The 25,584-nt window shown below is 72.3% G+C and carries 21 protein-coding genes; 10 read left to right on the top strand and 11 right to left on the bottom strand.

Annotation, left to right across the window (positions count from 1 at the left end; translation table 11 throughout):
* Window positions 1–10: 10 nt before the first annotated feature.
* The 3 genes from cydD (at window position 11) to BKD26_RS42055 (ending at window position 6,605) form a co-directional block, all read left to right on the top strand.
* Window positions 11–3,544: a thiol reductant ABC exporter subunit CydD gene (gene cydD, locus BKD26_RS21275; RefSeq protein ID WP_084900558.1), complete on the top strand. Its 3,534-nt coding sequence runs from the start codon at window positions 11–13 to the stop codon at window positions 3,542–3,544.
* Between the two features lie 57 nt (window positions 3,545–3,601).
* A complete protein-coding gene (locus BKD26_RS21270; protein ID WP_084900555.1) occupies window positions 3,602–5,314 on the top strand; it encodes a GAF domain-containing protein in 1,713 nt (570 codons plus the stop codon).
* A gap of 118 nt (window positions 5,315–5,432) precedes the next feature.
* Window positions 5,433–6,605, top strand: a complete 1,173-nt coding sequence (locus tag BKD26_RS42055; RefSeq protein ID WP_277622403.1) for a M23 family metallopeptidase — start codon at window positions 5,433–5,435, stop codon at window positions 6,603–6,605.
* Window positions 6,606–6,611: 6 nt separating this feature from the next.
* Here the strand turns inward: BKD26_RS42055 and BKD26_RS21260 are convergent, their stop codons facing one another.
* Window positions 6,612–7,478 carry a Cof-type HAD-IIB family hydrolase gene (locus BKD26_RS21260; protein ID WP_107417936.1) on the bottom strand — a complete coding sequence of 289 codons (867 nt, stop codon included), beginning with the start codon at window positions 7,476–7,478 and terminating at the stop codon, window positions 6,612–6,614.
* Window positions 7,479–7,565: 87 nt separating this feature from the next.
* On the opposite strand from BKD26_RS21260, the gene BKD26_RS21255 reads away from it, so the two are divergent.
* Entirely contained in the window at window positions 7,566–8,459 is an 894-nt protein-coding gene (locus BKD26_RS21255) for an LLM class flavin-dependent oxidoreductase (RefSeq protein ID WP_084900553.1), read from the top strand.
* Between the two features lie 18 nt (window positions 8,460–8,477).
* On the opposite strand, the gene BKD26_RS21250 is transcribed toward BKD26_RS21255, so the two are convergent.
* The 4 genes from BKD26_RS21250 to BKD26_RS21235 all read right to left on the bottom strand — a co-directional run bounded on the left by BKD26_RS21250 (window position 8,478) and on the right by BKD26_RS21235 (window position 12,818).
* Window positions 8,478–9,020 (bottom strand): RNA 2'-phosphotransferase, encoded by a 543-nt coding sequence (locus tag BKD26_RS21250; RefSeq protein WP_084900550.1) that lies wholly within the window; start codon window positions 9,018–9,020, stop codon window positions 8,478–8,480.
* 125 nt (window positions 9,021–9,145) lie between these two features.
* Window positions 9,146–10,099, bottom strand: coding sequence for a MerR family transcriptional regulator (locus tag BKD26_RS21245; RefSeq protein WP_084900547.1), 954 nt, complete (start codon window positions 10,097–10,099; stop codon window positions 9,146–9,148).
* Between the two features lie 101 nt (window positions 10,100–10,200).
* Window positions 10,201–11,973: an SDR family oxidoreductase gene (locus BKD26_RS21240; RefSeq protein WP_084900545.1), complete on the bottom strand. Its 1,773-nt coding sequence runs from the start codon at window positions 11,971–11,973 to the stop codon at window positions 10,201–10,203.
* On the bottom strand, window positions 11,973–12,818 hold the full coding sequence (locus tag BKD26_RS21235) for a M24 family metallopeptidase (RefSeq protein WP_084900542.1): 846 nt from the start codon (window positions 12,816–12,818) through the stop codon (window positions 11,973–11,975). The genes BKD26_RS21240 and BKD26_RS21235 overlap by 1 nt, the downstream gene beginning before the upstream one ends.
* A gap of 235 nt (window positions 12,819–13,053) precedes the next feature.
* Here BKD26_RS21235 and BKD26_RS21230 point away from each other — a divergent pair, with 235 nt between their 5' ends.
* The 5 genes from BKD26_RS21230 (at window position 13,054) to BKD26_RS21210 (ending at window position 16,931) form a co-directional block, all read left to right on the top strand.
* Window positions 13,054–14,028, top strand: a complete 975-nt coding sequence (locus BKD26_RS21230) for an ABC transporter ATP-binding protein (protein ID WP_084900540.1) — start codon at window positions 13,054–13,056, stop codon at window positions 14,026–14,028.
* The gene (locus BKD26_RS21225) at window positions 14,025–14,918 is read left to right on the top strand and encodes a hypothetical protein (protein ID WP_084900537.1); all 894 of its coding nucleotides are present in this window, start codon (window positions 14,025–14,027) and stop codon (window positions 14,916–14,918) included. Before BKD26_RS21230 ends, BKD26_RS21225 begins: the two co-directional genes overlap by 4 nt.
* A complete protein-coding gene (locus tag BKD26_RS21220; RefSeq protein ID WP_084900535.1) occupies window positions 14,915–15,826 on the top strand; it encodes an ABC transporter ATP-binding protein in 912 nt (303 codons plus the stop codon). The genes BKD26_RS21225 and BKD26_RS21220 overlap by 4 nt, the downstream gene beginning before the upstream one ends.
* A gap of 27 nt (window positions 15,827–15,853) precedes the next feature.
* Entirely contained in the window at window positions 15,854–16,573 is a 720-nt protein-coding gene (locus BKD26_RS21215) for an ABC transporter permease (protein ID WP_084900533.1), read from the top strand.
* Window positions 16,574–16,679: 106 nt separating this feature from the next.
* Window positions 16,680–16,931, top strand: coding sequence for a hypothetical protein (locus BKD26_RS21210; protein ID WP_084900531.1), 252 nt, complete (start codon window positions 16,680–16,682; stop codon window positions 16,929–16,931).
* Here BKD26_RS21210 and BKD26_RS21205 read toward each other — a convergent pair.
* Together BKD26_RS21205 and BKD26_RS21200 are read right to left on the bottom strand one after the other, a co-directional pair.
* Complete coding sequence (locus tag BKD26_RS21205) at window positions 16,928–18,208, bottom strand: MFS transporter (RefSeq protein ID WP_084900528.1); 1,281 nt, start codon at window positions 18,206–18,208, stop codon at window positions 16,928–16,930. The two genes, BKD26_RS21210 and BKD26_RS21205, sit on opposite strands and share 4 nt — an antisense overlap.
* A gap of 41 nt (window positions 18,209–18,249) precedes the next feature.
* Entirely contained in the window at window positions 18,250–18,927 is a 678-nt protein-coding gene (locus tag BKD26_RS21200; RefSeq protein ID WP_084900526.1) for a FadR/GntR family transcriptional regulator, read from the bottom strand.
* A 111-nt stretch (window positions 18,928–19,038) separates the two neighbouring features.
* On the opposite strand from BKD26_RS21200, the gene lpdA reads away from it, so the two are divergent.
* Window positions 19,039–20,442: a dihydrolipoyl dehydrogenase gene (gene lpdA / locus BKD26_RS21195; RefSeq protein ID WP_084900523.1), complete on the top strand. Its 1,404-nt coding sequence runs from the start codon at window positions 19,039–19,041 to the stop codon at window positions 20,440–20,442.
* A 320-nt stretch (window positions 20,443–20,762) separates the two neighbouring features.
* On the opposite strand, the gene BKD26_RS21190 is transcribed toward lpdA, so the two are convergent.
* The 4 genes from BKD26_RS21190 to efeB all read right to left on the bottom strand — a co-directional run bounded on the left by BKD26_RS21190 (window position 20,763) and on the right by efeB (window position 25,583).
* The gene (locus BKD26_RS21190; RefSeq protein ID WP_084900521.1) at window positions 20,763–21,569 is read right to left on the bottom strand and encodes an HAD family hydrolase; all 807 of its coding nucleotides are present in this window, start codon (window positions 21,567–21,569) and stop codon (window positions 20,763–20,765) included.
* Window positions 21,566–22,843 (bottom strand): serine--tRNA ligase, encoded by a 1,278-nt coding sequence (gene serS, locus BKD26_RS21185; RefSeq protein WP_084900518.1) that lies wholly within the window; start codon window positions 22,841–22,843, stop codon window positions 21,566–21,568. Before serS ends, BKD26_RS21190 begins: the two co-directional genes overlap by 4 nt.
* Window positions 22,844–23,374: 531 nt before the next feature.
* A complete protein-coding gene (gene pheA / locus BKD26_RS21180; RefSeq protein ID WP_084900516.1) occupies window positions 23,375–24,310 on the bottom strand; it encodes a prephenate dehydratase in 936 nt (311 codons plus the stop codon).
* 28 nt (window positions 24,311–24,338) lie between these two features.
* Window positions 24,339–25,583, bottom strand: coding sequence for an iron uptake transporter deferrochelatase/peroxidase subunit (efeB, locus tag BKD26_RS21175; RefSeq protein WP_241518762.1), 1,245 nt, complete (start codon window positions 25,581–25,583; stop codon window positions 24,339–24,341).
* Window position 25,584: the final 1 nt, after the last annotated feature.

Raw genomic sequence — 25,584 nt, 5'->3', positions numbered from 1 at the left:
GATGTTTCACGTGAAACCGATCGACCCGCGTCTGCTCCGATACGCCCGGGCCACCCGTCTGTTCCTGGCGGCGGTGGTGGCACTGGGCGTCGTCGGGGCGGCGCTGGTCGTCGCCCAGGCGATGCTCATCGCCGAGGTCGTGGTGGGCGCCTTCCAGCGGGGGCTGGACGGCGGGGATCTCCGCGTGCCGTTGGTGCTGCTCGTCGTCGTCGCGGTGGGGCGGGGGTTCGTGTCGTGGCTGACCGAGCTGGCCGCCCACCGGGCGAGCGCCGCGGTCAAGTCGGAGCTGCGCGGCCGGTTGCTGGAACGGGCGGCAGAGCTGGGTCCCGGATGGCTGAGCGGGCAGAAGGTCGGCTCGCTGGTGGCGCTGGTCACCCGGGGCGTGGACGCGCTCGACGACTACTTCTCGCGCTATCTGCCGCAGCTCGGACTGGCGGTGGTGGTGCCGGTGGCGGTCCTGGCGCGGATCGTCACCGAGGACTGGGTGTCGGCGGCGATCATCGTCGGGACCCTGCCGCTGATCCCTGTCTTCATGGTTCTCATCGGCTGGGCCACGCAGGCCCGGATGGACCGGCAGTGGAAGCTGCTGTCCCGGCTGTCGGGGCACTTCCTGGACGTGGTGGCGGGTCTGCCCACGCTGAAGGTGTTCGGCCGGGCCAAGGCACAGGCGGAGTCCATCCGCGCGATCACGTCGGAGTACCGGCAGGCGACGCTGCGGACCCTGCGGATCGCGTTCCTGTCGTCGTTCGCGCTGGAGCTGCTGTCCACCCTGTCGGTCGCGCTGGTCGCGGTCGGCGTCGGCATGCGGCTGGTGCACGGGGACCTGGATCTGTACACGGGCCTGGTGATTCTGATCCTGGCGCCCGAGGCGTATCTGCCGCTGCGCCAGGTCGGTACGCAGTACCACGCGGCGGCGGAAGGACTGTCGGCCGCGGAGGAGATCTTCGCCGTCCTGGAGGCGCCGGTCCGCAAGGGTGGTGACGGGGCTGTTCCGGCGGATGTGCGGCTGGAGCTGGAGAACGTGACCGTACGGCACGCGGGGCGTGCCGAGCCGTCGCTGGACCGCGCGTCGCTGGTCGTGGAGCCGGGCGAGACGGTCGCTCTGGTCGGGCCGAGCGGGGTCGGCAAGTCGACGCTGCTGGATGTGGTGCTCGGGTTCGCGGAGCCTTCGGGCGACGGGGGTGCGGTACGCGTCGGGGGTGTGGACCTCGGGTCGGTGGACCTGGAGCGGTGGCGCGAGCGGATCGCGTGGGTGCCCCAGCGGCCGTACCTGTTCGCGGGGACCATCGCGGAGAACGTACGCCTCGCCCGGCCGGACGCGGACGACGCGGCGGTCGCGCGGGCGCTGCGGGACGCGGGGGCGTCCGAGTTCGTGGATGCCTTGCCGGAGGGTGCCGAGACGGTGCTGGGCGAGGACGGCGCCGGGCTGTCGGCGGGGCAGCGTCAACGGCTGGCCCTGGCACGGGCGTTCCTGGCCGACCGGCCGCTGCTGCTGCTGGACGAGCCGACGGCGGCGCTCGACGGCGGGACGGAGGCGGCCGTGGTGGACGCGGTGCGCCGCCTCGCCGAGGGGCGCACGGTGCTCCTGGTCGTCCACCGCCCGGCGCTCCTGGCGGTGGCCGACCGGGTCGTCACGCTTCGGGAGGCCCCATCCGGCGGTACGGCCACCGCCGAGGCGGGCGCGCCGCGCGGTCTGGACGCGCTCGACGCCGCCTTCGGGCTGGTGGGCGGGGGCGGGACGCAGACCCCCGTGACGGGGGAGGGGGGTGCCGTGGGGGCTGACGCCACTCCCGTTCTCGCACGGGTGCGGGGCATGGTCGGGGAGCTGCGCGGGCGGCTCGCCCTGGCGCTGCTGCTGGGCAGCCTGGCCCTCGGGTCGGCCGTGGGGCTCATGGCCGTGTCCGGGTGGCTGATCTCGCGGGCCTCCGAGCAGCCGCCCGTGCTGTATCTGATGGTGGCCGTGACGGCGACCCGGGCGTTCGGCATCGGGCGGGCCGTGTTCCGCTACGCCGAGCGGCTCGTGTCGCACGACGCCGTGCTGCGGATGCTCGCCGAGGTGCGGGTGGCCGTGTACCGCAGGCTGGAGCGGATCGCACCGGCCGGGCTGCGTACGGTGCGCCGCGGCGACCTGCTGTCGCGGCTCGTCTCCGATGTGGACGCCCTCCAGGACTACTGGCTGCGGTGGCTCCTGCCGGCCGGGACCGCCGCCGTGGTCGGCGCCGGGGCCGTCGGGTTCACCGCGTGGCTGCTGCCCGAGGCCGGGGCGGTCCTCGCGACCGGGCTTCTGATCGCGGGTGTGGCCGTGCCGCTGGTCAGTGGCGCCGTCGCCCGCCGCGCCGAGCAGCGGCTCGCCCCGGCGCGCGGCGCGCTGGCCACCCGGGCCGTCGACCTGTTGCGCGGCTGCGCCGAGCTGACGGTGGCGGGCGCCCTCGCCCGGCGTATCGACCGGGCCCGCGAGGCGGACGGCGCGCTCACGCGGATCGCCACCCGCCAGGCCACCGCCACCGCCCTGGGCGGCGGGCTCGCCGCGCTCGTCACGGGGCTGACCGTGGCGGCGGCCGCGATGGTGGGCGTGCAGGCGGTACGCGATGGGCGGCTCGACGGCGTGACGCTGGCCGTCGTCGTCCTCACCCCGCTGGCCGCGTTCGAGGCGGTCACCGGCCTCCCCCTGGCCGTGCAGTACCGCCAGCGCGTCAAGCGGAGCGCGGAGCGGGTGTACGAGGTGCTCGACGCGCCCGTCCCCGTACACGAGCCGCGCGAGCCGCGGCCCGCGCCGGACAGCCCCTTCCCGCTGGAGCTGCGCGGCCTCAGCGCCCGGTACGCGGGGCAGGACCGGGACGCCCTCGCGGCGTTCGACCTGCGGCTGGAGGCCGGCCGGCGGGTCGCCGTCGTCGGGGCGTCCGGCTCCGGCAAGACGACCCTCGCCCAGGTGCTGCTGCGGTTCCTGGACGCCCATGACGGCACGTACCGGATCGGCGGGGTGGACGCGGCCGGGCTCGACGGCGACGACGTACGCCGTCTGGTCGGGCTGTGCGCGCAGGACGCGCACACCTTCGACAGCTCCATCCGGGAGAACCTGCGGCTGGCCAGGCCCGGCGCGAGCGACGACGACCTGCGCGCGGCACTGGACCGGGCCCGGCTGCTGGACTGGGTGGACGGCCTGCCCGACGGCCTCGACACGCTCGTCGGCGAGCACGGCGCCCAGCTCTCCGGCGGCCAGCGCCAGCGCCTGGCCCTCGCCCGGGCGCTCCTCGCCGACTTCCCCGTCCTCGTGCTCGACGAGCCCGCCGAGCACCTGGACCTCGCCACGGCGGACGCGCTCACCGACGACCTGCTGCGGGCCACCGAGGGCCGCACGACCGTACTGATCACGCACCGGCTGCACGGCCTCGACGCGGTCGACGACGTCGTCGTCCTGGACGGCGGGCGTACGGTGCAGCGCGGCCCGTACGCCGAGCTGGCGGCCGCCGACGGCCCGCTGCGCCGCATGCTGGAGCGCGAGCGGGCGGCCGATCTGCTCCTGGCGCCCCCGGCAGGCTCCTGACGTCCCGGCAGCGGAGCCGACTTTCCCCGCGAAATGGGACTAACTAGGCTCAAGGGCATGACCGCCCCGGAGCCCAAGGACCCCCAGGACGGCGTGACGCGGGCGACCCGTGGCCTCCAGGGGCTGTCGACCGAGCTGACCGCCCGGGTCCCGCAACTGCTGGAGGCCATGCGGTCCGTCGGTACCGGGCTCGAACTGCACTCCACCCTCGACCGGATCTGCGAGACCGCCGCCGAGCTCGCCGACGCCCGCTACGCCGCCATCGGTGTCGTCGACGAGGAGGGCGAGGGCCTGTCGGACTTCGTGACGTACGGGGTCTCCGACGACGTCGCGCGTGAGATCGGCCGTCGGCCCGACGGCCACGCGGGCCTGCTCGGGGCGCTCATCCACCATCCCGAGGCCATGCGGCTCACCGATCTGACCGCGGACCCGCGCGCCGTGGGATTCCCGGCCGGCCACCCCCCGATGCGGACCTTCCTCGGCGTACCCATCCGCGTCCAGGGCGAGATCTTCGGCAACCTCTACCTGACGGAGAAGCGGGGCGGGGCCGAGTTCAACGACGACGACCTGCACATGGTGCGGGTGCTGGCCACCGAGGCGGGGATCGCCATCGGCAACGCCCGCCTCTACGAGGCGGCACGCCAGCGCGAACGGTGGATCGACGGCTCGGTGGCCGTCACCACGGCCCTGCTGTCCGGCGGCGACGCCGACGAGGCCCTCTCGGTCGTCGCCGAACAGGCCCGCAGGCTCGCCGACGCGTGCGCGGGGATCGTGCTGCTGCCGGCCGCCGACGGCGCCGGCGGTCTGGAGATCGTCGCCGTCTCCGCCGACGACCCGGCGACCGCGTTGGGCGTGGTCATCCCGCCGGAGAGCCCGGTCGTCGAGCGGCTCCTGGCCGGCGAGGCGGTGTTCATGGCGAACGCGGCGACCGACCCGCGCATGATCACCCGGCTGGCGCGGCACTACGGGCCCAGCATGATGCTGCCGCTCCAGAGCGGCGGCCGCGTCCTGGGCGCGCTCGCCACGCCCCGTGCCCCGGGGGCCCGCCAGTTCGCCGCGATGGAACGCACCCTGGCCACCCAGTTCGCCTCCCAGGCCGCACTGGCGCTGATGATGGCGGAGGCGCAGCGCGACCGCGAGCGCCTCGCGGTGTACGAGGACCGGGACCGTATCGCGCGTGACCTGCACGACCTGGTCATCCAGCGGCTCTTCGCCACCGGGATGATGCTGGAGAGCGCCCAGCGCAGAGCGCTCGCGCCGGCCGTCCAGGAGGGGGTGGAGAAGGCCGTCGACGAACTGGACGTGACCATCCAGGAGATCCGTACCGCCATCTTCGCGCTCCAGCAGGGCCCGGCCGAGGCGCCGTCGGGCTTGCGCACGCGCGTCCTGCGCGAGATCAACATGGCGGCCGTACCGCTGGGGTTCACCCCCTCCCACCGCTTCACCGGCCCCGTCGACACGGCGGTCGGCGAGCTCACCGGAAAGAACCTGGTGGCCGCGCTGCGCGAGGCGCTGTCCAACGCATTCCGGCACGCGCGGGCCCATCGGATCGAGGTCGTCGTGGACGCCACGGCGACACTCCGCGACGGCAGGGCGGGGGTGCGACTGACGGTCGCGGACGACGGGGTGGGCCTGCCGGAGGGCGGGCGGCGCAGCGGCCTCAGGAACCTCGCGCGGCGGGCGGAGTCGCTCGGCGGATCGAGCCGGTGCGGCCCGGGGATCGGCGAGGACGGCGGCGGTACGACGGTGGTGTGGGAGGCGCCGCTGTAGGCGCAGCCCCTCGCGGCCCCGGTTGGTGGGCCGTTCGGCGGAATGGTGATGGGCCGGTCGGCGGTACGACACCGCTGGGGTGCCGGACATCGGGCGCGCCCGGCGCCACCATCCCAGGATGGTGCTCGTGGTGCTGGCCGTACTGGTCGCCCTGCTCCCCCATCCCGCGGCCGCCGCCGCCGACGGGCCGGGCGGCTCGGCCGGGGAGGTGGCGCGGCTGTTCGACGAGGCCGCGCGGGCCACGGAGTCGTACGAGCAGGGCCGGCGCGCGGCCGCCGCGCAGCGCGCCCTGGCCGGCCGGCTCCAGCGGGAGCTGGCCGTGAAGCGGCGCGAACTGGCCGTGCTGAACGACCGGATGGGCGAGGTCGCCCGGGCCCAGTACCGGGCCGGGGGCTCCGTGGGCCTGACCGCGCGGCTGCTGCTGGCCGACGACGCCGACGACGCCGACGAGGTGATCCGGGCGGCGCGGCTCGCCCGGCAGGCGGACCGGGTCGTCAACCGCCTGATGGAGCGCACCAGGGCGGCGGAACGGCGCCTCGCGCGGGCGGAGAGGCAGGCCCGTACGGCGTGGCGCGACCTGGACGTGCGCCGCGAGCGGCTGGCCGCGATCCGGCGGGGCATCGAGGCGCGGCTGGAGCGGGCCCAGTGGCGGTTGCAGGCGGAGGCGGACCGGCGGGTGGCGGCGGGGCGGTGCGGGGGTGCGGCGGGGGCGGGTGGTGGTTCTGCCGGTGCTGGTGGTGCTGGTAGTGCTCACGGTGCCGATGCGAGCGGTGTGAGCGGTGTGCGTGCCGGAGGTGCGGGTGGTGCCAGTGCAGGCGGTGCAGGTGCCGGTGCCGGTGCCGGCACCGGCACCGGTGGTGTCGGTCGCGTCGGCGGGGGGCGCGGGTGGGTCGCGCCGGTGGAGGGGTACGCCCTGTCCGCCGGGTTCCACCGGGCCGGCGCGCACTGGGCGCGCCGGCACACGGGGCAGGACTTCGCCGTGGCCGTCGGCACCCCGGTGCGGTCGATCGGTGCGGGCCGGGTGCGGTCGGTCACCTGCGGCGGGGCGTTCGGGATCGAGGTGGTGGTGCGGCACGCGGGCGGCTGGCACTCGCAGTACGCGCACCTGGCCGCGCCCGGTGTGTCCCCGGGGCAGCCGGTCGTGGCCGGCCAGGTGATCGGGCGGTCGGGGAACACCGGCAACTCGACGGGGCCGCACCTCCACTTCGAGGTCCGGCTCACTCCGTACATGGGCTCGGCCGTGGACCCGGTGCGCTGGCTCGGCGAGCACGGGGTCCGGCTGGTCCGGTGATCGGAGTCAGTGACTGCCGAGGATGTCCTCGATGATGCGCGCGACGCCGTCCTCGTTGTTCGCGACCGTCCGGCCGGAGGCGGCGGCGACCACGTCCGGGTGCGCGTTGCCCATCGCGTACGAGCGGCCCGCCCAGGACAGCATCTCGATGTCGTTCGGCATGTCCCCGAACGCCACCACCTCGTCGGCGGAGATGCCGCGCTCGGCGCAGCACAGGGCGAGCGTGCTGGCCTTGGACACGCCCAGGCCGCTGATCTCCAGCAGCGCGCTGGGGCTGGAGCGGGTGATGCTCGCCCGGTCGCCGGCGGCCGTACGGGCCAGGGCGAGGAAGCCGTCGGGCGTCAGGTCGGCGTGGTGGGCGAGCAGCTTGAGCACGGGCGCGCCGGTGCCGGGCTCCTCCTCGTGCAGGAGCTTCTCGGCGGGGGCGACGGTGGCGACGGGGTCGAGCCAGAAGGGCGGGTAGTCGGGCTCGTAGTGGAAGCCGGTGGCGAGCTCGACCGCGAAGGCGGTGCCGGGCGCCTCGCGGCGCAGCGTCTGTACGACGTGGAGGGCGGTCTCCCGCTCCAGCGGCCGGACCTCCAGCAGCTTGCCGCCGGAGTGGAGGTCGACGACGGCCGCGCCGTTGGCGCAGATGGCCAGGCCGTGGCCGTGGACGTGGTCGCTGACGACGCCCATCCAGCGGGCGGGGCGGCCGGTGACGAAGAAGACCTCGATGCCGGCCTCCTCGGCGGCGGCGAGTGCCGAGATCGTCCGGTCGGAGACCGATTTGTCGTCGCGCAGGAGCGTTCCGTCCAGGTCCGTGGCGATCAACCGGGGACGTCGATGTGCCGTGGGCCGGGGCCGGGGAGAGGTCGCTGAGGTCACGCCGTCCATTGTCCCGTACGGGGGTGCACGGGCGTGCGGATAGCCGCACATCTGAGCCATGCCGGGGTTGTCAGTGGGGCACCGTAGGCTCGTTCCATGCGTCTGAGCACCGTGATTCTCCCCTCCCGCCGCTGGCACGACGGCGGCCGCGACGCGTGGCTGCGGGCCGAGCGGCTCGGCTTCCACACGGCGTACACCTACGACCACCTGTCGTGGCGGGTGCCGTTCCGGGACGGCCCGTGGTTCGGCGCGATTCCGACGCTGACGGCGGCGGCCGCGACCACGGAGCGGATACGGCTGGGCACGCTGGTGACCTCGCCGAACTTCCGGCATCCGGTCACGCTCGCCAAGGAGCTGATCTCGCTGGACGACATCTCCGGCGGCCGGGTCACGCTGGGCATAGGTGCGGGAGGCAGCGGGTTCGACGCGACGGCGCTGGGGCAGGAGGCGTGGACGCCGCGCGAGCGGGCGGACCGGTTCGCGGAGTTCGTGCCGCTGCTGGACCGGCTGCTGACCGAGGAGACGGTGACGCACGAGGGGGCGTTCTACTCGGCGGGTGAGGCGCAGAACATCCCCGGGTGCGTGCAGCGGCCGCGGCTGCCGTTCGCGGTGGCCGCCACGGGGCCGCGGGGGCTGAAGCTGGCGGCGCGGCACGGGCAGGCGTGGGTGACGACCGGCGACCCGAAGCTGTTCGGGACGGGTACGCCGGAGGAGTCGCGTCAGGCCCTGCGGGGGCAGATGGACAAGCTCGGCAAGGCGTGCGCGGACGCCGGGCGGGACGCGGCGGAGCTGGACAAGATCCTGCTGACCGGGTTCACCCCGGACCGGCCGCTGGAGTCCTTCGACGCCTTCGTCGACTTCGCGGGCCGGCATGCCGCGCTGGGCTTCACCGAGATCGTCATCCATGCGCCGATCGCGGACACGATGTTCGCCGCCGACGAGAAGCTGTTCGAGCGGATCGCGACGGAGGCCCTCGCGCAGCTGCGCTGACGCCGGCCGGGCAAGCGGTCAGCCGGGAAACCGGAGGTAGGCGGGCGGTACGGCGTCGGTGAGCCAGACCCCGTTGGCGCTGACGCGGAAGACATGGCCGTCCCGGTGCATGGCACCGGCGTCCACGGACAGCACGACGGGCCGGCCGCGCCGCGCGCCGACCCGAGCCGCCGTCTCGCGGTCGGGCGACAGATGGACATGGTGGCGGGCCATGGGGCGCAGCCCCTCGGCGCGGATCGTGGGCAGGTTGCGGGCGACGGTGCCGTGGTACAGGTACGCGGGCGGGACGGCCGGCGGCAGATCCAGGTCGACGTCGACGGTGTGGCCCTGGTTGGCGCGGATCCGGTCGCCGTCGATCGTGAAGCGCCGCTTGTCGTTGACGGCGACGACGTGTTCCAGCTCGGCGCGGCTGATCCGTACGCCGTGCTCGGCGGCCGCCCGCAACAGGTCCTCGATCGCGACCCAGCCGTTCGGGTCGAGGACCAGTCCGATCCGCTCGGGCTGGTGGCGCAGGTGTTTCGCGAGGTACTTCGACACCTTTACGGTGCGTCTTTCATCCATGCGTTGAGCGTGTCAGGCATCACGCTGCCGTTGCCACGGAAATTCCGGCTCGTAGGTTTGATCCACAAGCAACCCACGTTATCCACAGGTGAATTGGCGATTCTGTGGACAACGTCCGTGTCTTTTCACATGTCTTGGTCGACTCTGGTCGTTTCGTTATGAGTTGAGGCCAATGCGTCCAATGTCCTTGCCTGCACCTCTCGTTCAGTCGCCGCCACGATGAACTCCGACGCGTTCTGAGGGCCAACAAGGCTGTGGACGGCTCGAATCGTCGATGCGGGCAGGGCCACCGGCGTGGTCTCGTCGCCCTTCACCGGCGGCCCGTCGGGTGACAGGTGCTGCTGGAGGTGCCGGGTGGCGAACGTACGCATCGCGCGGGCCAGTTCGGCGTCCACCGTCTGCTGGGCGAGCGGCCGCAGCCGTCGCACCATGCTCGCCGCCTCCGACGCGTCCGCGTCCGTGGGCGGCCGGTGGCCGAGGTAGCGCGCGAAGACGTGCTCCATGGTGAACTCCAGGAAGCGGTTGGCGATGTGTTCCACCTGGCCGCGAAGTTCCCTGAGGTGGCCGGAGATTGCCAGGAGCGGTACTCCGGCGGCGTACAACTCGGCTGCCACGGCAAGCTCCTGGGGGCTCGGTACCAGGAACTCGTCGTCGCGCCCCGGGATGCGCTCCAGCACGCCGAGCTCTATGGCCTCCTCCACCGCCTTCTCGTCCGGCATTCCGCCGAAGGTGGCGACCAGCTCCGCGCGCGTGATCCGGTCCGCCTCCTCGTCCGTCCACGGGCCGTGCACCTCGGCGACCAGCCCCAGGACGCCGCCCAGGCCCCGGCCCGCGTCCCAGGCCTCCAGCAGTTCCTTGATGGACGCCAGGGTGTAGCCGCGGTCGAGCAGGTCGGCGATCTGCCGCAGCCGGGCCAGATGGGCGTCGCCGTACACATTGGCCCTGCCGCGCCGCTCGGGCCTGGGTAGCAGCCCCCGGTCCTGGTAGGCGCGGATGGTCCGGACCGTGGCGCCGCTGTGGTGCGCCAGGTCCTCGATCCGGTATTCGGCCGCCGGTATCCGTGCCGCCTGCTCGTCCACACCCGCTCCCTGCTACCCGGAACCGCCCTGCGAGGGATGGTACGGCCGCCACCAGGACCGGGACGCGGACCGGGACCGGGACGCGGCCGTGGTCCGCCCGGTCACAGCTTCGCCTCCAGCCGGGCGAGCGCCCGCAGCGCCCCCGGCGCCAGCCGGGACAGCAGCCGGGCGCCATGCGCCTCCGGTGTCACCGGCACCACCGCCTCGTTCCGCACGACGGCCCGCAGGATCGCGTCGGCTACCTTCTCCGGCGGGTAGTTGCGCAGCCCGTACAGCCGGGCGGTCTTCTTCTGCCGCCGCTTCTCCTCGTCCTCCGCCACCCCGGCGAAGCGCGCGGTGGCGGTGATGTTGGTGTTCACGATCCCCGGGCATATCGCCGTGACCCCGATGCCCCGGCCGGCCAGCTCGGCGCGCAGGCACTCGCTGAGCATCAGCACCGCCGCCTTGGAGGTGCTGTACGCGGGCAGCATCCGGGACGGCTGGAAGGCGGCGGCGGACGCCGTGTTCACGATGTGGCCGCCCTGTCCCCGCTCGGCCATCTGACGGCCGAAGATCCGGCAGCCGTGGATGACGCCCCACAGATTGACGTCGAGGACCTTCTTCCAGTCGTCGCTCGTCGTGTCGAGGAAGGGGCCCGACAGGCCTATCCCCGCGTTGTTCACCAGCACGTCCACCGTGCCGTACTCGGTGGCGACCTTCTCGGCGAGCTTCTCCATGGCCTGCTCGTCGCTGACGTCCACCACCTCGCCCCAGGCGTCCGGGGCGCCGATCAGCCGGGCCAGTTCGGCCGTCCGGGCCGCGCCCTCGGCGTCCCGGTCCACCGCCACCACGCGCGCGCCCGCCTCGGCGAACGCGAACGCCGTGGCCCGCCCGATGCCGCTCGCCGCGCCCGTGACCACCACCAGCTGCCCACCGAACCGGTCCGCGTACCGCCGCCCCGCCGCCACCGGCGCCGGCATACCGCCGCCCTGGTCCTCATGCGCCGTCGCGAACTCGGTGATCCACGCGGCCAGCTGGTCCGGCCGGGTGCGCGGCACCCAGTGCTTGGCCGGCAGCGTACGGCGCACCAACTGCGGCGCCCACGTCGCCAGCTCGTCGTAGAGCCGCTCCGACAGGAAGGCGTCACCGGTCGGCGTGATCAGCTGCACGGGCGCGTGGGCGTACGCGTCGGTGCGCGGGCGCAGCAGCCGCGCCCGGACGTTGTCCCGGTAGAGCCAGGCGCCGTGCGCCGCGTCGGCCGGCAGCGACGAGGTCGGGTAGCCGTCGTCGGGCACCTTCTCGACGCGCCGCATCAGCTGCGGCCACCGCTTGCCGAGCGGCCCGCGCCAGGCCAGCTCGGGCAGTACGGGCGTGTGCAGCAGGTACACGTACCAGGACTTGGCGCCCTGGCCCAGCAGTTGACCGACCCTGCGCGGGGTGGGCCGGGTCATGCGCTGCTTGATCCAGTGCCCGAAGTGGTCCAGGGACGGACCGGACATCGAGGTGAAGGAGGCGATCCGCCCCTCGGTGCGCCGGACCGTGACGAACTCCCAGGACTGCACCGACCCCCAGTCGTGCCCGACCAGGTGCACCGGCCTGTCGGGGCTCACCGCGTCGATGACGGCCAGGAAGTCGTCCGTCAGCTTCTCCAGCGTGAACCCGCCGCGCAGCGGCTTCGGTGCCGTCGAGCGGCCGTGGCCACGCACGTCGTACAGCACCACATGGAAGTGCTCGGCCAGCCGGGCCGCGACCTCGGACCACACCTCCTTGGAGTCCGGGTAGCCGTGGACGAGCACGACGGTCGGACGCGACGCGTCCCCCAGCTCGGCGACGCACAGCTCGATCCCGCCCGTACGGACGCGGCGCTCCCGGGCGCCCTCCAGCAGATCCGCCATCACAGTCCCTCCGCCCAGCGCCGCACGTGCGGCAGATCGTCGTCCAGCCAGAACGCGCTCTGCTCGGGATCCCTGGAGTCGGTGACCACCAGGAGCTCCTCGAACTTCGCGCCCGTACCCCTGAAGCCCAGGTGCGGCTCGACCGCCCACAGCCCGGGCTGCGGGGGGTGGTCGGAGAAGGTGTACGGGGACCACAGCGGCGACCAGCCGTCGCGGTGGCCATGGAGGGCGTCGCTCGCCAGCCCCTTCAGCGACTGCGTACCGAACCCGAAGAGTGTGGGCGACCAGCGGCGCTCCTTGACCCGGTCGACCTTGTGGGCGATGACGCCGAAGGGATACGCGCGGTGCCGGTTGGCGTACCCCTGCCGCACCATCAGCCGGTCCACGTCCTCGTAGATCTCCCGCAGCGGGCGGCGCTCGCGCACCTCGCGCAGGATCAGCTCGCGGTGCTCGCGCAGGTCGGCGAGCAGTCTGTCGTGGACGGGGTTGAGGCCGAGGCAGCCCGAGTACCCGATGTCGGCGGTGAAGCCCTGGTACACCGGGGCCATGTCGAGGATGAACGGCATCCCCGCCTCCAGCCGCTTGTTCGTGGGGAAGAACTGCAGCGGTATCCGGAAGTTCACGAACGCCGTGCGGTCGCCGAACCAGGCGAACGGCAGGTGGAACCAGTCCCGTACGCCCCGCCCGCGCAGCCACTCGCGCTGCATCCGCGCCGCCTCGCGCTCCGTCACGCCCGGCTTGAGCTGCGCGGCGACCGCCTCGGCGCATTCGTACGCCAGGCGCTGCACCTCCCTGAACCCGCGCAGCTCTTCCGTGGTGCGTTCAGCTGTCCCAACAGAGCCCATGCCACCAGTCCGTCCCGTGCGGTAGGCGCGCTACGCGTCCGTAACTTGACACTGATGAATGTGACAATGCTCGGCGGCTGCGTCAAGAGCCGTGCACGCCCTGTGGAAAACCCGGCCCGCACCCCCACCGTGGGTGGGTCCCCCTACGGGCCCGTACGCCTGGAGTCGGACGCGGAACCAGCCGCCAGGGCTGACGCCCGCTGTGGTGTGCGCCACTACCGTCGAAGGCGTGACTGTGATCGCGACCGAAAGCCTCAGCAAGCGGTTCCCGCGGGTGACCGCTCTCGACCGGCTCTCCCTGGACATCGGGCCCGGTGTGACCGGACTGGTGGGTGCCAACGGAGCCGGCAAGTCCACCATGATCAAGATCCTGCTGGGTCTGTCCCCCGCCACCGAAGGCCGGGCCGAAGTCCTCGGCCTCGACGTCGCCACCAGCGGCGCCGCCATCCGCGAGCGGGTCGGCTACATGCCCGAGCACGACTGCCTGCCGCCCGACGTCTCGGCCACCGAGTTCGTCGTCCACATGGCGCGCATGTCCGGCCTGCCTCCCACCGCCGCCCGCGAGCGCACCGCCGACACGCTGCGCCACGTCGGGCTGTACGAGGAGCGCTACCGCCCCATCGGCGGTTACTCGACCGGCATGAAACAGCGCGTGAAGCTCGCCCAGGCCCTGGTCCACGACCCGCAGCTGGTCCTCCTCGACGAGCCGACCAACGGCCTCGACCCGGTCGGCCGCGACGAGATGCTGGGCCTGATCCGCCGCGTCTACACGGACTTCGGCATCTCGGTCCTGGTCACCTCCCACCTCCTCGGCGAACTCGAACGCACCTGCGACCACGTCGTCGTCATCGACGGCGGGACGCTGCTGCGCTCCAGCTCCACCAGCGACTTCACCCAGCTCACCACCACCCTCGCCGTCGAGGTCACCGACACCGACAGGCACCCCGACGGCACGGCCGCCCTCCGCAAGGCCCTCACCGCGGCCGGCATCACCCTCCACGCGCGCGTGGAGGACGGTCTGCCGGGCGCCGGCCACATCCTGCTGCTCGAAGCCACCGGCGAGGAGACGTACGACACCGTGCGCGACACCGTCGCCGACCTGGGACTCGGCCTCGTACGGATGGAACAGCGCCGCCACCACATCGCCGAGGTCTTCCGCCCGGAGGCCGCCGCTCAGCCGCAGGAAGCCCAGGAGGTGCACGCTCGATGAGCACCAAGACCCCGCACGCGGAGACCCGGATCCACAACATCGGCTACCGCGACTACGACGGACCGCGCCTCGGCCGTGCCTATGCGCGCCGCTCGCTGTTCTCGCAGTCGCTGCGCGGCGCGTACGGACTGGGCCGCAGCGCCAAGTCCAAGGTGCTGCCGATGATCCTCTTCGCGGTGATGTGCATCCCCGCGCTGGTCGTCGTCGCCGTGGCGGTGGCCACCAAGCTGAAGGACCTGCCGCTGGACTACACGCGGTACGCGATCTTCACGCAGGCCGTCATCGGGCTGTACCTGGCCGCGCAGGCACCCCAGTCGGTCTCCCGCGACCTGCGCTTCAAGACCGTTCCGCTGTACTTCTCCCGCCCCATCGAGCGCGTCGACTACGTCCTCGCCAAGTACGGCGCGATGGCGTCGGCGCTGTTCATCCTGACCGCCTCGCCGCTGCTCATCCTCTACATCGGGTCGCTGCTGGCGAAGATGGACTTCGCCGACCAGACCCAGGGCTTCGCACAGGGACTGGTCTCCGTGGCTCTGCTCTCGCTCCTGTTCGGTGGAATCGGCCTGGTCATGGCCGCGCTGACGCCACGCCGCGGCTTCGGCGTCGCCGCCGTCATCGCCGCCCTCACCATCTCCTACGCCGCCGTCTCCATCCTCCAGGCGATCGCCTGGAGCACCGGCTCGCCGGGCGCCGTGGAGTGGCTGGGCCTGTTCTCGCCGATCACGCTCGCCGACGGCGTACAGACCGCCTTCCTGGGCGCCACGTCGTCCTTCCCCGGCGGGGCCGGACCGGACGCCGGGGTGGGCGTGGTCTACCTGCTGGTCGTCCTCGCGCTCATCGCGGGCTCCTACGCCGTCCTGATGCGCCGCTACCGAAAGGTCGGGCTGTGACAACGCTCAACATCGACCACGTCTCACGGTGGTTCGGGAACGTCGTGGCCGTCAACGACGTCACCATGACCATCGGTCCCGGAGTGACCGGACTCCTCGGCCCCAATGGCGCCGGAAAATCCACCCTGATCAACATGATGGGCGGCTTCCTCGCCCCCTCCACCGGGTCCGTGACCCTCGACGGGCAGCAGATCTGGCGCAGTGAGTCCGTCTACCGGCAGATCGGTGTCGTGCCCGAGCGCGAGGCCATGTACGACTTCCTCACCGGCCGCGAATTCGTCGTCGCCAACGCCGAGCTGCACGGCCTGGGCGCGACGGAGGCGCAAAAAGCGCTGGCCACGGTGGAGATGGAGTACGCGCAGGACCGCAAGATCGCCACGTACAGCAAGGGCATGCGGCAGCGCGTGAAGATGGCGTCGGCCCTCGTCCACGAACCGTCCGTGCTGCTGCTGGACGAGCCGTTCAACGGCATGGACCCGCGTCAGCGCATGCAGTTGATGGAGCTGCTGCGGCGGATGGGCGCGGAGGGCCGTACGGTCCTGTTCTCGTCGCACATCCTGGAGGAGGTCGAGCAACTCGCCTCCCACATCGAGGTGATCGTCGCCGGACGGCACGCGGCCAGCGGCGACTTCCGCCGCATCCGGCGCCTGATGACCGACCGGCCACACCGCTATCTCGTACGGTCCAGCGACGACCGCGCCCTGGCGGCCGCGCTGATCGCCGACCCGTCGACGGCCGGCATCGAGGTGGACATGACCGAGGGCGCCCTGCGCATCCAGGCCGTGGACTTCGGACGCTTCACCGAGCTGCTGCCCCGGGTCGCCCGGGCACACTCCATCCGGCTGCTGACGGTCTCGCCCTCCGACGAGTCCCTCGAGTCCGTCTTCTCGTACCTCGTCGCGGCCTGAGCGTCGGCCTGAAGGGATCCCTCCACCATGTACAACCCCACAGTCGCCCGGCTCACCTACCGGGCCCTGCTCGGCCGCCGCCGGGCCGCGATCCTCTTCGTCCTGCCCGGCCTGCTGCTGCTCATCGCGGCCGCCGTCCGGGGCTTCAACGGCGCCGACGACCAGATCGCCGCCGACGTCCTGGGCGGGTTCGCGCTCGCCACGATGGTGCCGCTGATCGGTGTCATCGCCGGAACGGGCGCGATCGGGCCCGAGATCGACGACGGCTCGATCGTCTACCTTCTCGCCAAGCCGGTGAAACGGCCGACGATCATCCTCACCAAACTGACCGTGGCCATCGCCGTGACCATGGTGTTCTCGGCGGTCCCCACCTTCCTCGCCGGGATGATCCTCAACGGCAACGGCCAGCAGGTGGCGGTCGCCTACACCGTCGCCGCGCTCGTGGCCTCCATCGCGTACAGCGCGCTGTTCCTGCTGCTCGGTACGGTCAGCCGCCACGCGGTCGTCATCGGCCTCGTCTACGCGCTGGTGTGGGAGACCCTGTTCGGCAGCCTCATCGAGGGCGCCAAGACCCTGAGCGTCCAGCAGTGGGCGCTGGCCGTCGCCGAGAAGGTGACGGGGGACGGGCTGGTCGCCTCGGACGTGGGCCTGCCGGTCGCGGTGGCACTGCTGGCCGGTGTGACGGTGGCGGCGACCTGGTACGCCGGGCAGAAGCTGCGGACGCTGACGCTGGCGGGCGACGAGTAGGCGTACGTACGTAAGGGCCCTTCACGCGCGCGTGGAGGGCCCTTCGGCCTTCCTCACACCGTTCTGACAATCCGGTGGGCACACTTGGCGTACGGAGGAGGCAACCATGGCCGCTGACCGCGACGCCGACGGCTCCCGGGACGACCCGTGGGACGACGTCGAGCTGGACAACGACTTCATACGCTCCGCCGAGACCACCGAGCCGTCCGCCCGGGCCCGGATGCTCGCCGCCCGCTGGCGCGGCCGGCCCCCCGAGCCGCAGCCGTGGCGCTCCGACGAGCCGCCGGCGGGCTGGTTCTTCAGCCGCGCCCGCCGCGAGCACCGGCGCAGATGGCGCCGTAGGAAGGACCGGGACTAGAGCTTGCGGTCGCGCGCCGCCAGCAGGCCCACCGCCAGGGCCGCCACGCACACGCACAGCACCAGGGCGATCGGCACGGTCCAGCCGCCCGTCGCCTCGTGGACCGCGCCCGCCGCGAGCGGACCGGCGGCCGCCAGCAGGTAACCGACCGTCTGCGCCATCCCCGACAGCCGCGAGGCGGTCACCGCGTCCCCGCTGCGCAGCACGATCAGCGTCAGCGCCAGCCCCACGGCACCGCCCTGGCCGACGCCGAGCACCGCCGCCCACAACCAGGCGCCGGACACCGGGGCGACCATCAGCCCCGCGTACCCCGCCGCGACCAGCGAGGTGACCAGCGCGACGAGCGGGCGCTGGCCGCGCATCCGGCCGGCCAGCAGCGGCACCAGGAACGCGCCGGCCACCTGGACGAGGTTGTTGAAGGCGAAGACGACGCCCGCCGTCGAGCGGCTCATGCCCTGGTCGGTGAAGATCGTCGGCAGCCAGGCGATCAGGACGTACGACCACAGCGACTGCAGGCCCATGAAGAGGGTGACCTGCCAGGCCAGCGCCGAGCGCCAGACGCTCCGGCCGGTAGGGGCAGCCCCCGGAACCACCCGCACCTCACGCCCCGTGCGCCGCTCCCGGGCGATCAGCACCTGCGGCAGCCACGCCACCGCCGCCACCGCCGCGAGCAGCGACCAGAACGCCAGCGACGCCTCCCAACTGCCCCCGAACGCCCGCTCCAGCGGCACCGACGCGGCCGCCACCACCGTCGCGCCCGCGATCATCGCGCCCGTGTAGACGGACGTCATGGACGCGGCCCGGTCCGGGAAGTCCCGCTTGATCAGCCCGGGCATCAGGACGTTGAGCAGCGCGATCGCCGTCCCGACGAGAACACCGCCGCCGTACAGCGCGTACAGGGAGGGCAGTACGCGGACGAGGATGCCGACGGCCAGCAGCAACAGGGCACCCACCAGCACCCGTTCGGTACCCAGCCGCCGCGCGAGCCAGGGCGTGACCAGCGCGCCCACGCCGAGGAACAGCACCGGTACGGAGGTGACCAGCGAGCTCGCGGTCGACGACAGGCCGAAGCTCGCGCTGATCTCGCCGACCAGCGGCGACACGCTCGCGAGCGCCGCCCGCATGTTCAGCGAGGCCAGCACGATCCCGACGAGCAGCAGTACCGGGTGCGCGAGCAACGCCCGCCGCGCGGCGGCGCCTTGCGGCGAGGGCCGGACATCGGCTTCGGCCCGAGCCTCCGCGTCGAAGAGCAGCTGATCGGCATCCGGGCGTGACAAAACAAGCACCTTTCTCAACAACGTATCTATAGAGGGGGTTTTCAGCGGGCGCCGACGATCGCCCTGACCGTCTCCATGGGCACACGCAGCAGCTCGCGCACCGCCGCCTCCGCCGCGTCCGGGTCGCCCGCCTCGACCGCCACGACCAGCGCCTCGTGCGCGTCCAGGTCGATCGCGGGCATCTCGCGGTCGCCGAGCGACTCGACGAGGCTCTCGTGGACCTGCACGGAGAAGAACCGGTACACCTCGGTGAACGCGGCGTTGTGCGTGGCCTCGACCACCGCCCGGTGGAACGCCAGGTCGGCGTCCGCGTCCCGGTCGCCCTCCTCGCGCAGCGTCGCCAGCGCGGCGCGCAGCCGCAGCAGGTCGTGCGTGTCGCGCCGGACGGCCGCGAGGCGTGCCGCCTCCGTCTCCAGGGCGATCCGCAGCTCCAGTACGTCCAGGGCGCCGGCGGCCCGCACGGAACGCAGCACGGCGGCGGGGTCGGCGGTGGAGCGTACGAACGTGCCGTTGCCCTGCCGGGACTCCAGCAGGCCGGCGTGGACCAGGACGCGGACCGCCTCACGGACGGTGTTGCGGCCGACGCCGAGCTGCTCGGCGAGCTCGTGCTCGGTCGGGATGCGGTCGCCTACGGCCCATTCGCCGTCGGTGAGCTGGGCCCGGAGCTGCTCGACGACCGCGTCGACGAGGGAGGTCCGTCCCGCGGCCTTCAACACCATGTGGCCCCTACTCCATTTCGCCCATTCGCCCGGTTGCCCAGTCATCCTACAACTTGCCTCCAGGATTACTGTGGGCACATCCGCACTCACTCACACCCTGGGGAGCAAGCCATGTCAGACCGCTTCGACGTCGTCGTACTCGGAGCAGGCCCCGGCGGATACGTCGCCGCCATCCGCGCCGCCCAGCTGGGCAAGCGGGTCGCGGTGGTCGAGGAGAAGTACTGGGGCGGTGTCTGCCTGAACGTCGGCTGCATCCCCACCAAGGCCCTGCTGCGCAACGCCGAACTGGCGCACCTCTTCACGCACGAGGCGAAGACGTACGGCATCAAGGTCGACGGCCAGGTCTCCTTCGACTACGGCGAGGCGTTCCGGCGCAGCCGCACGGTCGCGGACGGCCGGGTCAAGGGCGTCCACTTCCTGATGAAGAAGAACAAGATCACCGAGTTCACCGGCCGGGGCACCTTCCTGGACGCGAACACGATGCAGGTCGCGCTCACCGACGGCACGACGACCACGATCTCGTTCGACAACTGCATCATCGCGACCGGCGCCACGCCGAAGCTGCTGCCCGGTACGCGGCGCAGCGAGCGGGTCGTCACGTACGAGGAGCAGATCCTCGCCGACGGCCTGCCGCAGTCGATCGTGATCGCGGGCGCGGGCGCGATCGGCATCGAGTTCGCGTACGTGCTCCACAACTACGGCGTGAAGGTCACCATCGTCGAGTTCCTCGACCGGGTGGCGCCGCTGGAGGACAAGGACGTCTCGGCGGAGCTGGCGAAGCAGTACCGCAAGCTCGGCATCGACGTCCTCACGTCGACGCGGGTCGAGGCGATCGACGAGTCCGGCCCGCAGGTGCGGGTGACCGTGACCGGCAAGGACGGCAAGCAGCAGGTGCTGGAGGCCGACAAGGTGCTCCAGGCGATCGGCTTCGCGCCGAACGTCGAGGGGTACGGCCTGGAGAACACGGGCGTGAAGCTCACCGAGCGCGGCGCGATCGACGTCGACGGGCGGTCCCGGACGTCGGTGCCGCACATCTACGCGATCGGTGACGTGACGGCGAAGCTGATGCTCGCGCACACGGCCGAGGCGATGGGCGTCGTGGCCGCGGAGACGATCGCGGGCGCGGAGACGATGGAACTCGAGTACGTGATGATCCCGCGCGCCACGTACTGCCAGCCGCAGATCGCCAGCTTCGGCTGGACGGAGGAGCAGGCGCGGGAGCAGGGCTACGACGTCAAGGTGGCGAAGTTCCCGTTCATGGCGAACGGCAAGGCGCACGGGCTGGGCGACACGACCGGGTTCGTGAAGCTGATCAGCGACGCGAAGTACGGCGAGATCATCGGCGCGCACCTGATCGGGCCGGACGTCACGGAGCTGCTGCCCGAGCTGACGCTGGCGCAGCAGTGGGACCTGACGGTGCACGAGGTGGCGCGGAACGTCCACGCGCACCCGACGCTGGGCGAGGCCGTGAAGGAGGCCGTGCACGGGCTGGCGGGCCACATGATCAACTTCTGAGCGGTACGGGTTCGACGGCGCGGCGCCGTGGCTGGGCGCCGCGCTGTCGGGTACCGCGCCGTCGGGCACCGTGGTAAGGGCACCGCACCGGTCCGGTCACCCGGTCACGGGCGCCCGCCCGGGGGGGGGGGAACCGCGTCAAGGGCGCCCGCCCGTGTGTGCCGCTGTGCCCACCCGTGCCGCCCCAGCGGCACGATTGCCCACAGCGGGAAGGGCGGGGGCAGCGGCACGATTGCCCACAGCGGCGGGGCGGGGTCAGTGGCACGATTGCCCACAGCGGGAAGGGCGGGGGCAGCGGCACGACCTGCCCGCAACGGAAATCAGGCGCGCAGGAGCTGTTCCAGTACCACCGCGATGCCGTCCGACTCGTTCGAGGCCGTGATCTCGTGGGCGACGGCCTTGAGGTCGTCGTGGGCGTTGGCCATGGCCACGCCGTGCTGCGCCCAGGCGAACATGGGGATGTCGTTGGGCATGTCCCCGAACGCGATCGTGTCCGCCGCCTTCACGCCCAGCCGGCGGGCCGCCAACGACAGGCCCGTGGCCTTGCTGAGGCCCAGGGGGAGGATCTCGACGACCCCCGCGCCCGCCATCACCACGTCCACGAGGCCGCCGACCGTCCGCCGGGCGGCCTGGGCGAGGGCGTCGTCGTCCAGCTCCGGGTGCTGGATGTAGACCTTGTTGAGCGGGGCGGACCACAGGTCGGCCGGGTCCTCGTAGGGGAGGTACGGCAGCGGGCCCTCCTGGACCCGGTAGCCGGGGCCGACCAGGACCTCGCCGTCCAGGCCGTCGCGGCTCGCGGCGATGGCCAGCGGGCCGACCTCGGCCTCCAGCTTGGACAGGGCGAGGCCCGCGAGCTGACGGTCCAGGGTGACGGACGTCAGCAGCCGGTGCTCGCCCGCGTGGTAGACCTGGGCGCCCTGGCCGCAGACGGCGAGGCCGTCGTACCCGAGGTCGTCCAGGATGTGGCGGGTCCAGGGAACGGCACGGCCGGTGACGACGATGTGCGCGGCGCCCGCCGCCGTCGCGGCGGCGAGCGCGTCACGCGTGCGCTGCGAGACCGTCTCGTCGGAACGCAGCAGTGTCCCGTCGAGATCGGTCGCGATCAGCTTGTAGGGGAACGAGGTCACTTGGAGACGGGCTCCAGGACTTCCCGGCCACCGAGGTAGGGGCGCAGGACCGGAGGGACCCGCACGGAGCCGTCGGCCTGCTGGTGGTTCTCCAGCAGCGCGACGATCGTGCGCGGTACGGCGCACAGCGTGCCGTTGAGGGTCGCCAGCGGCTGGACCTTCTTGCCGTCGCGCATGCGCACCGACAGCCGCCGCGCCTGGAAGCTGTCGCAGTTCGACGCGGACGTCAGCTCGCGGTACTTGCCCTGCGTCGGGATCCAGGCCTCGCAGTCGTACTTGCGCGAGGCGGAGGAGCCCAGGTCACCGGTGGCGACGTCGATCACCTGGAACGGCAGCTCCAGGGACGTCAGCCACTGCTTCTCCCACTCCAGCAGCCGCTTGTGCTCGGACTCGGCCTCCTCGGGAGCGACGTACGAGAACATCTCGACCTTGTCGAACTGGTGGACCCGGAAGATGCCCCGGGTGTCCTTGCCGTACGTGCCGGCCTCGCGCCGGTAGCACGGCGAGAAGCCGGCGTACCGCAGCGGCAGCTTGTCCGCGTCGAGGATCTCGTCCATGTGGTACGCGGCCAGCGGCACCTCGGACGTACCGACCAGGTAGTAGTCGTCCTTCTCCAGGTGGTACACGTTCTCGGCGGCCTGGCCGAGGAAGCCGGTGCCCTCCATGGCGCGCGGGCGGACCAGCGTGGGCGTCAGCATCGGGATGAACCCGGCCTCCGTCGCCTGCGCGATCGCCGCGTTGACGAGGGCGAGCTCCAGCAGCGCGCCGACACCCGTCAGGTAGTAGAAGCGGGAGCCGGAGACCTTGGCGGCGCGCTCGACGTCGATGGCGCCCAGCGCCTCGCCCAGCTCCAGGTGGTCCTTGGGCTCGAAGCCCTCGGCGCCGAAGTCCCGGATGGTGCCGTGGGTCTCCAGGACGACGAAGTCCTCCTCGCCGCCGACCGGAACGTCCTCGTGGACGAGGTTGCCGAGCTGGAGCAGCAGCCGCTTGGTCTCCTCGTCCGCCTCGTTCTGGGCGGCGTCGGCGGCCTTGACCTCCGCCTTCAGCTGCTCGGCCTTCTGCAGCAGCTCCGCGCGCTCCTCCGGGGACGCCTTGGGGATCAGCTTGCCGAGCGCCTTCTGCTCGGAGCGGAGTTCGTCGAAGCGGACGCCGGACGACCTGCGCCGCTCATCGGCGGAGAGCAGGGCGTCGACGAGGCCGACGTCCTCTCCACGGGCGCGCTGGGAGGCGCGAACACGGTCGGGGTCCTCACGGAGCAGGCGAAGGTCAATCACCCCACCAGGCTACCGGTGCGGGCTCGTGTCACCCCAGCCGATATGCCGTGCGGGCTTTCCGTGTCGCTTTGCCCTAATTGCCGGAATTTATCCCCCGGGGGTAGCACGGTGAATGCAGGGGGAATTCCCCGTGCGAGCCTCCTCCGAACGATCAATAAACCGCACCGGCTCACGTCGAGCGAGCGACGTTGTCCACAGATGCCGCCGGTTCCCGCAAGTTATCCACAGGCTGTGCGGATCCTCTGTGGGCTTCTCCGGGCTTGGGAATTGATCATTCCGAATGATGCGTCGACACCCTGGATTCCCTGATCAAACCCGACCCACACACTCATTCGGGTGGGAAATTCTCGCCCTAAAGAGTTGATCGACGGAATTGAGGTGACACGGTCGACCTGCAGCACTCTGCTGCCACCTGAGGCGTCCTGAGATACCTAGGGTGATTTGTCGACCTCGCCCGGTTGCGTTGTCGACTTGTCCCCAGGTCGAGAAGCAGCCCTGTGGATAACTTCTGTGGGCAGGACGTACGGACGATCAGGCCCGGCCGTCCTGGCACCGCGCCAGCCAGTCCGACGCCGCCGTGAAGTCCTGGTCGGACGTCCCCGGCCGCAGCGGGGTCACGTCCCCGGCCGTCGCACCCGCCCGCGGGTACGACCCGAGGAACCGCACGTTCGCGCAGATCCGCTTCAGCCCCATCAGCGCCTCGGCGACCCGCCGGTCCGCGATGTGGCCCTCGGCGTCGATGGCGAAGCAGTAGTTGCCGATCCCCGCGCCCGTCGGCCGGGACTGGAGCAGCATCAGGTTGACCCCGCGCGCCGCGAACTCCTGGAGCAGTTCCAGCAGCGCACCCGGGTGGTCCTCGCGCTGCCAGATGACCACCGACGTCTTGTCCGTGCCCGTCGGCGCCGCCGGCCGGGCCGGCCGGCCCACCAGCACGAACCGGGTCTCCGCGTTCTCGGCGTCGTGGATCTCGGTGACCAGCGCCTCCAGCCCGTACGTCGCCGCCGCGAACTCACCCGCGAACGCCGCGTCGAACCGCCCCTCCTGCACCAGCCGCGCACCGTCCGCGTTCGAGGCGGCCGACTCCCACACCGCCTCGGGCAGGTGTGCCCGCAGCCAGTTGCGCACCTGCGGCTGGGCGACCGGGTGCCCGGTGACCGTCTTGATGTCGGACAGCTTGGTGCCCGGCCGCACCAGTAGCGCGAACGCGATCGGCAGCAGCACCTCGCGGTAGATCATCAGCGGTTCGCCCGACGCCAGCTCGTCGAGGGTCGCGGTCACCCCGCCCTCCACCGAGTTCTCGATCGGTACGAGGGCGGCGGCGGCCTCCCCGTTGCGGACGGCGTCCAGCGCCGCGGGCACGGACACCATCGGCACGAGCTCCCGCGTGGCGGCTTCCGGGAGCGTACGCAGGGCGGCTTCGGTGAAGGTGCCCTCGGGACCGAGATACGTATAGCGAGTGGCCGACATACCGGTCACCCTAATGCTCCGGCCGGGTTTACGACTCCAGCAGCCGCTGCCCCACGTACTCGCCCTCCCCCGGCCCGGCCGGCACGGCGAACAGACCGCTCGCCTCGTGCCGGACGAACGGCGAGAGCGCGTCGCCCCGGTCCAGCTTCCGCTGCACCGGTACGAAGCCCTTCAGCGGATCGGCCTGCCAGGCGATGAACAGCAGCCCCGCGTCCGGCGTCCCGTCCGGCCCGATCCCGTCGTGGAAGGAGAACGGGCGCCGCAGCATCGCCGCACCGCCGTTCTGCTCCGGCTTCGAGATGCGCGCGTGCGCGTTGTCCGGGATGACCAGCTTCCCGTCCGGACCGGTCTTCTCCAGATCGAGCACCGTCGTCTCGGTCCCGCCCGTCAGCGGCGCCCCGTCCGACTTGCGGCGGCCGATCACCCGTTCCTGCTGCCTCAGCGGCAGCTTCTCCCAGTCGTCCAGCAGCATCCGGATCCGGCGGACGACGGCGTACGAACCGCCCGTCATCCACGGCTGCTCCCCGCCCGCCGCGACGAAGATCCGCTCCTGGAAGTCGGGTTCGGACGGCTTGGGGTTGCCCGTGCCGTCGACCTGGCCCATCAGGTTGCGGGCCGTCATCGGGTGCGCGGTGGCGCCCGGCGAGCGGTTGAAGCCGTTCATCTGCCAGCGCACCTTCGCGGCCGCGCCCGCCTCCTTCTGGAGGGCGCGCAGCGCGTGGAAGGCGACGAGCGCGTCGTCGGCGCCGATCTGCACCCACAGGTCGCCGTTCGACCGCCGAGGGTCCAGCCGGTCGGACGAGAAGGCGGGCAGCGGGTCCAGCTGCGTCGGGCGCCGCGCCACCAGCCCCGTACGGTCGAAGAAGGAGGCGCCGAACCCGAAGGTGACCGTCAGGGACGAGGGGCCCGCGTCCAGGGCCACGCCCGTGTCCCCGTCGCCGCCGACCGGCTTGCCCGCCATCAGCAGCTCGGCCGCCGCCGACCAGCGGCGCATCAGCGCGACGGCCTCCTTGCGCCCCGCGCCCGGCGCCAGGTCGAAGGCGAGCAGGTGCCCGCGCGCCTGCAACGGCTGGAGGATGCCCGCCTGGTGCGTGCCGCGGAACGGCACCGCGGTCGAGCCGACGGTCGCCAGCGCCGCGCCGGCGGACTGCGAACCGGCGGCCGCGTAGGTCGCGGCGCCACCGGCGGCGCCCAGCACCAGCCCGGTCGCGCCGGCTGCGCCGACGGTCCCGAGCAGCTTGCGCCTGGAGATGTCGAGGTTCTCGGTGCTCACG

Origin of the sequence: Streptomyces sp. CB03238, assembly GCF_002099185.1 — a bacterium.
Taxonomy (GTDB): Bacteria; Actinomycetota; Actinomycetes; order Streptomycetales; family Streptomycetaceae; genus Streptomyces.
Note: the sequence above shows the minus strand (reverse complement) of the source record. Positions and strands in the feature narration are given on the sequence as shown.

Excerpts from the sequence above, each read along its gene's own strand:
- BKD26_RS21270 (WP_084900555.1), top strand. The coding sequence starts at position 3,602 with ATGACCGCCCCGGAGCCCAAGGACCCCCAGGACGGCGTGACGCGGGCG.
- BKD26_RS42055 (WP_277622403.1), top strand. The coding sequence starts at position 5,433 with ATGGTGCTCGTGGTGCTGGCCGTACTGGTCGCCCTGCTCCCCCATCCC.
- BKD26_RS21260 (WP_107417936.1), bottom strand. The coding sequence starts at position 7,478 with ATGGACGGCGTGACCTCAGCGACCTCTCCCCGGCCCCGGCCCACGGCA.
- BKD26_RS21255 (WP_084900553.1), top strand. The coding sequence starts at position 7,566 with ATGCGTCTGAGCACCGTGATTCTCCCCTCCCGCCGCTGGCACGACGGC.
- BKD26_RS21250 (WP_084900550.1), bottom strand. The coding sequence starts at position 9,020 with ATGGATGAAAGACGCACCGTAAAGGTGTCGAAGTACCTCGCGAAACAC.
- BKD26_RS21240 (WP_084900545.1), bottom strand. The coding sequence starts at position 11,973 with ATGGCGGATCTGCTGGAGGGCGCCCGGGAGCGCCGCGTCCGTACGGGC.
- BKD26_RS21235 (WP_084900542.1), bottom strand. The coding sequence starts at position 12,818 with ATGGGCTCTGTTGGGACAGCTGAACGCACCACGGAAGAGCTGCGCGGG.
- BKD26_RS21225 (WP_084900537.1), top strand. The coding sequence starts at position 14,025 with ATGAGCACCAAGACCCCGCACGCGGAGACCCGGATCCACAACATCGGC.
- BKD26_RS21215 (WP_084900533.1), top strand. The coding sequence starts at position 15,854 with ATGTACAACCCCACAGTCGCCCGGCTCACCTACCGGGCCCTGCTCGGC.
- BKD26_RS21210 (WP_084900531.1), top strand. The coding sequence starts at position 16,680 with ATGGCCGCTGACCGCGACGCCGACGGCTCCCGGGACGACCCGTGGGAC.
- BKD26_RS21200 (WP_084900526.1), bottom strand. The coding sequence starts at position 18,927 with ATGGTGTTGAAGGCCGCGGGACGGACCTCCCTCGTCGACGCGGTCGTC.
- lpdA (WP_084900523.1), top strand. The coding sequence starts at position 19,039 with ATGTCAGACCGCTTCGACGTCGTCGTACTCGGAGCAGGCCCCGGCGGA.
- pheA (WP_084900516.1), bottom strand. The coding sequence starts at position 24,310 with ATGTCGGCCACTCGCTATACGTATCTCGGTCCCGAGGGCACCTTCACC.